The organism is Deltaproteobacteria bacterium, from assembly GCA_030654105.1.
In the GTDB taxonomy this organism is placed as follows: domain Bacteria; phylum Desulfobacterota; class SM23-61; order SM23-61; family SM23-61; genus JAHJQK01.
On the sequence record JAURYC010000327.1, the window covers coordinates 1 to 7,519 of the forward strand.

At 52.9% G+C, this 7,519-nt stretch carries 7 protein-coding genes and 1 pseudogene; all 8 read right to left on the reverse strand.

From position 1 onward, the window contains the following. The 8 genes and pseudogenes from Q7V48_14350 to Q7V48_14385 all read right to left on the reverse strand — a co-directional run bounded on the left by Q7V48_14350 (nt 1) and on the right by Q7V48_14385 (nt 7,425). Nucleotides 1-454 (reverse strand): annotated as a pseudogene (locus tag Q7V48_14350) (MoxR family ATPase). A gap of 9 nt (nt 455-463) precedes the next feature. Further along, a complete protein-coding gene (locus Q7V48_14355; protein ID MDO9211909.1) occupies nt 464-1,249 on the reverse strand; it encodes an XdhC/CoxI family protein in 786 nt (261 codons plus the stop codon). Between the two features lie 208 nt (nt 1,250-1,457). Continuing rightward, nucleotides 1,458-2,273, reverse strand: a complete 816-nt coding sequence (gene yqeB / locus Q7V48_14360) for a selenium-dependent molybdenum cofactor biosynthesis protein YqeB (protein MDO9211910.1) — start codon at nt 2,271-2,273, stop codon at nt 1,458-1,460. 4 nt (nt 2,274-2,277) lie between these two features. Then, nucleotides 2,278-3,306 (reverse strand): molybdopterin-binding protein, encoded by a 1,029-nt coding sequence (locus tag Q7V48_14365; GenBank protein MDO9211911.1) that lies wholly within the window; start codon nt 3,304-3,306, stop codon nt 2,278-2,280. A gap of 52 nt (nt 3,307-3,358) precedes the next feature. Further along, nucleotides 3,359-3,925, reverse strand: coding sequence for a UbiX family flavin prenyltransferase (locus Q7V48_14370; protein ID MDO9211912.1), 567 nt, complete (start codon nt 3,923-3,925; stop codon nt 3,359-3,361). Beyond that, complete coding sequence (locus tag Q7V48_14375; protein MDO9211913.1) at nt 3,922-5,274, reverse strand: UbiD family decarboxylase; 1,353 nt, start codon at nt 5,272-5,274, stop codon at nt 3,922-3,924. Before Q7V48_14375 ends, Q7V48_14370 begins: the two co-directional genes overlap by 4 nt. A 5-nt stretch (nt 5,275-5,279) precedes the next feature. Then, nucleotides 5,280-6,956 (reverse strand): methylmalonyl-CoA mutase family protein, encoded by a 1,677-nt coding sequence (locus Q7V48_14380; protein MDO9211914.1) that lies wholly within the window; start codon nt 6,954-6,956, stop codon nt 5,280-5,282. A 52-nt stretch (nt 6,957-7,008) separates the two neighbouring features. Then, nucleotides 7,009-7,425, reverse strand: coding sequence for a TAXI family TRAP transporter solute-binding subunit (locus Q7V48_14385; protein MDO9211915.1), 417 nt, complete (start codon nt 7,423-7,425; stop codon nt 7,009-7,011). Nucleotides 7,426-7,519: the final 94 nt, after the last annotated feature.

A 7,519-nucleotide genomic window follows, 5' to 3' on the forward strand; every position in this document is an offset into this window, starting at 1 on the left:
AGCCCAAGGTCTCCTTTACGGTCGCTGCATTGAGTTCTTCTCTTCCCAAAGCCATCAGGGCGATTACCCAATCCAGCGTCTCGGAGATTCCCGGGCGCTTGTAAAAATCCTTCTCGCGCACCTGCTGCATGAATAAGCAAACCTGCCTTACGAGAGCCTCCCCTACTTTGGGCACTTTGGCCAAAACGATGCGCCTCTCTTCTTCCAAGGAAGGGTAGTCAATCCAATGATAAAGACACCGGCGCTTCAAGGCATCGTGCAGCTCCCGAGTGCGGTTGGAGGTCAGGATGACATGGGGGCGATGCCTGGCTTTTATGGTCCCAACCTCCGGGATCGTGACCTGAAAATCAGAGAGAATTTCCAAAAGAAAGGCTTCGAATTCTTCGTCGGAGCGGTCAATCTCATCGATGAGCAGAACGGGCGGTTTTGCCGAATCGTTCTCAATGGCCTCCAGATGGTCCTTCTATTTCTCCCCTTTCCTCTCCCGATGTAGTTTGATCATCTCGGCCACAATACTCACCGCAATCTCCTCGGGGGTTAAAGCTCCGATGTCTAACCCGATGGGAGCATGAACCCGCTGTAGTTGATCCGGGGTGAAACCTTTCTCCTTTAGGTTATTGTAAACCGTCTGAATCTTCTTCCGGCTGCCGATCATGCCAATGTATTTGACCTCTTTACTTAGGGCCCACTCCAAAACTTCCTGGTCATAGGCATGTCCCCGGGTGACGATTACCAGGTAAGTGGACCGATTCACTTGCAACTTCGGCAGGACGAAAGGAAATTCTTCAGCGATGACTTCCTCTGCTTCGGGAAACCTTTCTTGATTAGCGAACTGCGGCCGGTCATCGATCACGACCACTTGAAACCCAACCATCGTGCTCATCTTGGACACGAAAAGAGAAATGTGTCCCCCGCCGAAAATGAACACCCGGGGAGTGGGCACGATGGGTTCAATGTAGATATCCATGACTCCTCCGCAGATCATTCCGCTCTCTTCGGCCGCTCTTCCCGTGAGGTCGAAATGGATCGTCTTCGGCTTATCTTCCGCGATGACCTTCATCGCTTCCTGCCAAACCTCAGCTTCCATGCATCCGCCGCCGATCGTTCCCAAGATCTTCCCATCTTCGTGAATGAGCATTTTGGCTCCTACTTCCCTTGGCGTGGAGCCTTTGGTGCCAACGATCGTAGCTACTGCCGCTTTCCTTCCTGCGGACTTGATTTCCAATATCTCTTCATAAAAATCGGACATTGATTAATCTCAATTTTTAATAGGACGCAGATTCCCGCAGATATGCGCAGAAAAAAAGGAATTCACGAGCCAGGAGTCAGAAGGAAATTTTTCTTTATTCTGGCTCCTGGCTTCTTGATTCCAGATTTGAAGGTTTTTAAAATCCTGCAAATCTGCGTTCATCTGCGTCCAATTTAAAGTTTGGCATTTTGGTTTTTAGATTTTGATATTATCTATTATACCTCATTAAAATGGCTTCCAGCACCGCCCCAGCAATGGCTCGGGCCTTCTCGGAGATGGTGAAACAATGTTCCCGCACCCCTCGGGGGTCTACATCCCCCACCTTCATCTGCTCTTGTACCCAGAGTCCATCCCGCAGGATCCCCCGCAGAACTCCCGCGATCTTTGCCTCGACGGGTACTCCGTCCACCTCGCCAGCCACTTCTCCCGCTTCCACCCGATCCCCGATCCGCTTCCTCCCCCTAAACCTCCCGCTGGCCGGAGCCCGCAAAACTCTTTCCCAGGTATATCCAGAAATTTCTCCGGGAATGCCGGTGTCCGGGTCCGCTTCTCCCACCTCGATTACCTTGCCCAATCGATGCCCGCGGTTGGTTTCAATGACCAGGTGCACATCCTGTCCGGCTCGGAAACCAGGGCCGAGGCCGATGACCAAAGGGGCATCGACAATACGTGTACCAGTGTTTCTCTTGGCCAGGATGGCGTCTATTACCACATCAGGGTTTAACGTTGCGCGGATGGAGCATTCCGGGTCCACGAAAATGGGGACTCTCCCTTCTTCCCAGGCATGGAGGATCCCTTCTCGGCTGGAGACACACTTGGCCACCAGGCCCTCGACTTCTTTTTGCCCCTCGAAGATGGCCTCGCTAAAGGCCACTTCGCGGCGAACCGCCAGGGGTTCAGGGATTTCGGTCACGCCAACCCGGAAACCGGAGCGAGCCAGGCGATGAGCCACTCCGGTGGCCATCTCTCCTCCCCCTTTGACCAGGATAACCAGGTCTTTCAGTTTCTTCTTTGGGGCGGGCATGGGACTATACTCCTTTTCCCATGGGGCATACCGGGTATCGGCAGACCGAACATTTCCAGCATAAACCTCCGTGGCCCAGGCGGGCGACCTCTTCCGCGGAGATGGAGTCGTTGGCCAACACCCGCGGAAGAAAAAGGTCTAAGGCAGTCACCGGATCATGCACCACGCAGGCTGGCACTCCAAGGATAACGGTCTCCCCCAGCCGGGCATAGACCGACATGGAACCCGGAAGAACGGGTACGCCATAGAAAACAACTTCCGCCCCCGACTTCCGAATGCCCTCCAAGGTTACATCATCCGGGTCTACCGAAAGGCCCCCCGTGGCTATGATCACCTGGCACCCGATTGATTTCATCTTGTGAATCTCGCTGGCAATCTGGAGGACATCATCGGTAACGACCGCCTCCCGGATCATTCGGGAACCAAGAGCTTCCACCTTGGTCCTCACGATGCCGGCCGAACGATCTTTAATTCGCTTCTCGAAGATCTCGCTGCCGGTGATGATAATACCCACCTTTTTAGGGCGAAAGGGAAGGATCTCCAACACCGGCCCTTCTTTGCGGCCAATCTCATCTATCTTTTTGATCTTCGATTCCTGAATGGTCAGGGGAATGATCCGGGTTCCCGCCACGATTTCCCCCTGGTGGGTGATGGAATGATGATGCCGGGTGGAGACGATGATTGAGCCAATGGAGTTGACTTTCTCCAGAGCGGCGATATTGACCTGGAGAAGTCCGAAGGTCTTGGCTATAAAATCGACCTTTCCTTCCCGCGGACCATTCAGACGGAAACCTTTTCCAGAAATGGCCTTGGCGATCCTTCGAGCCGCGCTATCCTCGTGTAACTCGTTTGGTTCAACCTTGAGTACGTAAACTTGCTTCTTCCCCAGGTCTAAAAGCTTGGGAATGTCGCTCTTCCGCACTACATGGCCCCGGCGGAACGCTGCCCCTTTAAATTTTCCGGGCACGATGCGCGTGAGATCGTGGGCCAGTCTCAGGCCCACCGCTTCTTCGATTTCAATTTTTTTCAGCATTGGCTTTCCCCATGGCGAGGGAGAGGAACTAATCTTTTCTCCTTCCCCGCTTTTATCCTCCCCAGCGTGGAAAAAGATGATGCTCCGCCCCTAAAAGGTCCAAGGCTTTCCCCACCAAGTGATCAACCAGGTCGGAAATCGATTTGGGCTTAAAATAGAAAGCGGCCATAGGCGGAAGGATGATCGCCCCAGCTTCTGCAGCCAGCGTCATATTCCGCAGATGGATAAGATTGAGCGGACTCTCCCGGGGTACCAGGATTAATCTTCTCTCTTCCTTCAGCATCACATCCGCCGCCCGCAGGATAAGATTCTCACTCATCCCATGGGCGATGCCCGCCAGGGTCTTCATGCTACAGGGAATGATGACCATCCCTGCCGTGGGAAAAGAGCCGCTCGAAATGGGCGCCGATAAATCGTCCACCGCATAGCATTTGCTGGCCAGCTTCCTCACTTCTGCCGGTGAATAATCGGTCTCCAGAGCGATGGTCTTTTCAGCCCAGTTGCTGATCACCAGGTGGGTGGCAACTGATTTTTCGCGCAAAACCTGGAGCAGGCGAATACCGTAAATCGCTCCCGTCGCTCCCGTCGCTCCCGTCATGGCAATGATAAGTGGTTTCATGGCTTTAGGTAGTCCTGAATTTTAATATTTTCAAGTCCGGGGATCCGGACCTTCTCAAAACGCTCTCTTGGGCCCAGAGGCCTGGTGGCATCCATCCCCATCTTGGCGGTCAAGCCCGACAGCGAGCAGGAAGGGTCCAGCTCATTGCCTCTGGCCCCGGAAATTACCACCAGATCCCGGTCAACTTGGAATCGAGTGGCCACCGCCCACTCCACTTCTCGGAGGTTAAAAGGGTCTACGTCCTCATCCACTACCGTAACCAGCTTGATATCACGGCAGCTGTTTAGGCCAGCCAAGATGGCCTTCTTCCCGTCCTCTTCATGATCCTTCCGGATGCATACGACCGCGTGAAATTTTCCGGAGCCGGAAGGCGTGACGTGTACAGCTTTGGTTCCGGGCACGTAGCTCTTGACCGCCTGGTAAACCACAGGCTCATAAGGAATGGCCAGGAGCAAATGATGCTCAGGGGTAAAGGGAAGGAGATCCTGGTAGATGGCATCCTTCCGGTGGGTGATGGCTTTCACCTTAAGCACGGGGCCCTCCCACGTATCTCCGTAGGTACCGGTGAAATTGGCCAGAGGCCCCTGGGTTCGGCGAAGGTGGGGCAAAATTTCTCCTTCGATGACGATCTCCGCTTTAGCTGGAGCCATCACCCCCACTGTTTCGCCGCGGACGATTTCCACGGTCTTGTGCCGCAGGGCGCCAGCAATGGAGAGTTCGTCGAACCCCAGGGGAATCAGCGAGCCCGAGGTCGCGCCGGCCAGCCGGATGCTGGCATCCAGGCCTATGGCCACGGCGACTTCCAGGGGTTTCCCTTCCTTTTCTTTTGCGGAATAAAGGTTCCAGAGGTGCCGGGGCTGGAGGAAGAGTCCGATCTCATCTTTGTTCATAACTTGCAGCCGGTGGTAGGAGAGGTTGCGGATGCGGCGGCCCGGATCTTCGGCAATAACCACGCCGGCAGTGATGAAAGGTCCACCATCCTTTTCATAATGGGTAATGACTGGCAACAATTCTTGCAGGTCGATGTTCTTGGTGATCTTCACCTCTTTTACAGGACCATCCTGAACCACCGTGGGTGGAAGAGGGTTGCGGATCGCTTCCAGGTATCGCGGCGTCAAACCAAAATCATCCGTTCCCAGAACGCGGACGATTCGGGAACGGCTGTTGTCCAAACCCACCAACACGGGCAGCGAATACCCTTTGACCTTTTCGAAGAGCAGGGCTTTATCTGCCTCCAGTTTTTTACAGATTGCCGGGAGCTCGAACCGGGGATTCACTTCTCGGCGAACATGCAGCACTTCTCCCCAATCTTCCACGGCCTGCAGTTGGCTTCTCAAGTCATCGATCATCTTCTTCAAAAGATACCCGGATCCCGGTAGGTGCCAAAGACTTTCCGGAAAACATCGCAACATTCCTGCAGGGTGGCGTATTCCTTGACCGCATCAATCAGGAAGGGCATGACATTCTTATTCCCGGATGCCGCCTCTCCCAGTTGTTCCAAAGACTCCTTCACCCGGGGTTGATTCCTCTGGTTTTTTACGCGGCTGAGCCTCTCGATCTGTTTCTCCTCCAGGGCTGGATCCATCTGGAGAAGTTCTACCGGCAAGGCCTCCTTCGTTGCATATTTATTGACTCCTACCATGATCTTTTCTTTCCGTTCCAGCTGCTTCTGAAAGTTGTAGGCGGCATTGGCAATCTCCTGCTGAGGAAAATTCCTTTCAATGGCCGCAACCATTCCACCCAGGTCATCGATCTTGTTTATGTAGGCCATGGCTTGAGCTTCCATCTCATTCGTCAGGGCCTCTACAAAATAGGATCCTCCCAAAGGATCAATGGTATGGGTCACTCCCGATTCCTCCGCGATAATCTGCTGCGTGCGCAGGGCGATGGTCGCCGCCTCTGCGGTGGGCAAGGAGAGAACTTCATCGAGGGAACAAGTATGCAGTGATTGAGTTCCCCCTAAAACTGCGGCCAAAGCCTCGAGGGTAGTCCGAATAACATTATTGTAAGGCTGCTGGGCTGTTAAAGAACAACCGGCGGTCTGGGTATGGAAGCGCATCCACCAGGAGCGGGGATCTTTGGCTTGGAAGCGCTCTTTCATAAAGCGGGCCCACATGCGTCGGGCAGCTCGAAATTTGGCAACCTCCTCAAAAAGATCTATGTGGGCATCGAAAAAGAAGGAAAAACGCGGCGCAAAGTCATCTACATTTAAACCTCTCTCAATGGCTGCCTGGGCATAGGCCAGGCCGTCGGCCAGAGTAAAAGCCAGCTCCTGAACGGCTGTAGATCCCGCCTCTCGAATATGATAGCCACTGATGCTGATGGTATTCCAGCGGGGAACTTCTTTGGTTCCAAATTCGACAGTATCCGTAACCACTCTTACAGAAGGCCGGGGAGGGCACATGAAGGTGTTTTGGGCGATAAATTCCTTTAACATATCATTCTGAATGGTCCCCCCCAGTTTATGTCGGGGGATCCCTCTCTTCTCCGCCACGGTAATATACATGGCCCAGAGGACAGAAGCGGGAGGATTAATGGTCATGGAAGTGGTGAGGCGGTCGATGGGGAGGCCATCCAAAAGAATTTCCATGTCTTGCAGCGTATCGATGGCCACCCCGCATTTCCCGCATTCTCCTCTGGCCTTTGGAGAATCCGTGTCATATCCCATTAAGGTAGGGTAATCAAAGGCCACGCTCAACCCAGTTTGCCCCTGTTCCACCAAATAGTGGAACCGCTGGTTGGTATCCTCGGCTGAACCCCATCCGGCAAACATGCGCATCGTCCAGAGCTGGCCCCGATACATGGAAGGCTGGACGCCCCGGGTAAAGGGGTATTGGCTGGGAAAACCCAAATCTCGCTCATAATCCATTTCTTGGAGGTCTTCCGGAGAATATATATTTTTTATCTGGAGATCCGATATGGTCGAGAAACGACTCCTTCTCTCCGGATTATTAGACTGCCGGGATTGCAGCTCTTTCTCCCAGGCTTCTTTTCCCTTGCCGACCTTTCTCATCTGTTCTTCTGTAAACATCTTGGACATGACAACTTCTCCATGATTATTTTAGAAATCTGTATATATTCTATCACCTCATCATCCCTTTATCCCGATAATATTTCCCGGCTCCCGGATGAAGAGGGATCCCATAATTGCCAAGTTTCCAAGCCTCTTCGGGGATGAAATACTTGAATCCCGCGTGGGCCTTCATCAAGATTTGTTTGTTCTCCACAATCGCCTTGGTCAAGAGGTAGGCAACTTCCGGTTTTAAATCTTTGTGAGCAATCAGAATCGTTGGGAAACCTACATAGGAAACCTCCTTATCCTGGCCCTTGAATACTTTTGCGGGCAGCAAGGCTTTTTCATAGCCATATTCGGTCATCTTTTGAATGATATTCTCTCCGGTGGGCAAAAAAACCACTTCGGTGGAAAGGGTCAGCTCGGATACAGCCGGATGTCCGGCCGTAACAACTTGTATCCAGATATCCGCTTTTCCATCAAATATTAGACCCCCTCTGAATTGTCAAGCCAGAATTGAGGGTCTATCCCGACTTTGTTGCTAATTTTAAGCTTTTCGTATTGATGGATCTGATGTTTTC

What these genes read in the sequence shown, in the direction of transcription:
- Q7V48_14355 (MDO9211909.1), bottom strand. Translation starts at nt 1,249, where the DNA reads ATGTCCGATTTTTATGAAGAGATATTGGAAATCAAGTCCGCAGGAAGG.
- yqeB (MDO9211910.1), bottom strand. Translation starts at nt 2,273, where the DNA reads ATGCCCGCCCCAAAGAAGAAACTGAAAGACCTGGTTATCCTGGTCAAA.
- Q7V48_14365 (MDO9211911.1), bottom strand. Translation starts at nt 3,306, where the DNA reads ATGCTGAAAAAAATTGAAATCGAAGAAGCGGTGGGCCTGAGACTGGCC.
- Q7V48_14370 (MDO9211912.1), bottom strand. Translation starts at nt 3,925, where the DNA reads ATGAAACCACTTATCATTGCCATGACGGGAGCGACGGGAGCGACGGGA.
- Q7V48_14375 (MDO9211913.1), bottom strand. Translation starts at nt 5,274, where the DNA reads ATGATCGATGACTTGAGAAGCCAACTGCAGGCCGTGGAAGATTGGGGA.
- Q7V48_14380 (MDO9211914.1), bottom strand. Translation starts at nt 6,956, where the DNA reads ATGTTTACAGAAGAACAGATGAGAAAGGTCGGCAAGGGAAAAGAAGCC.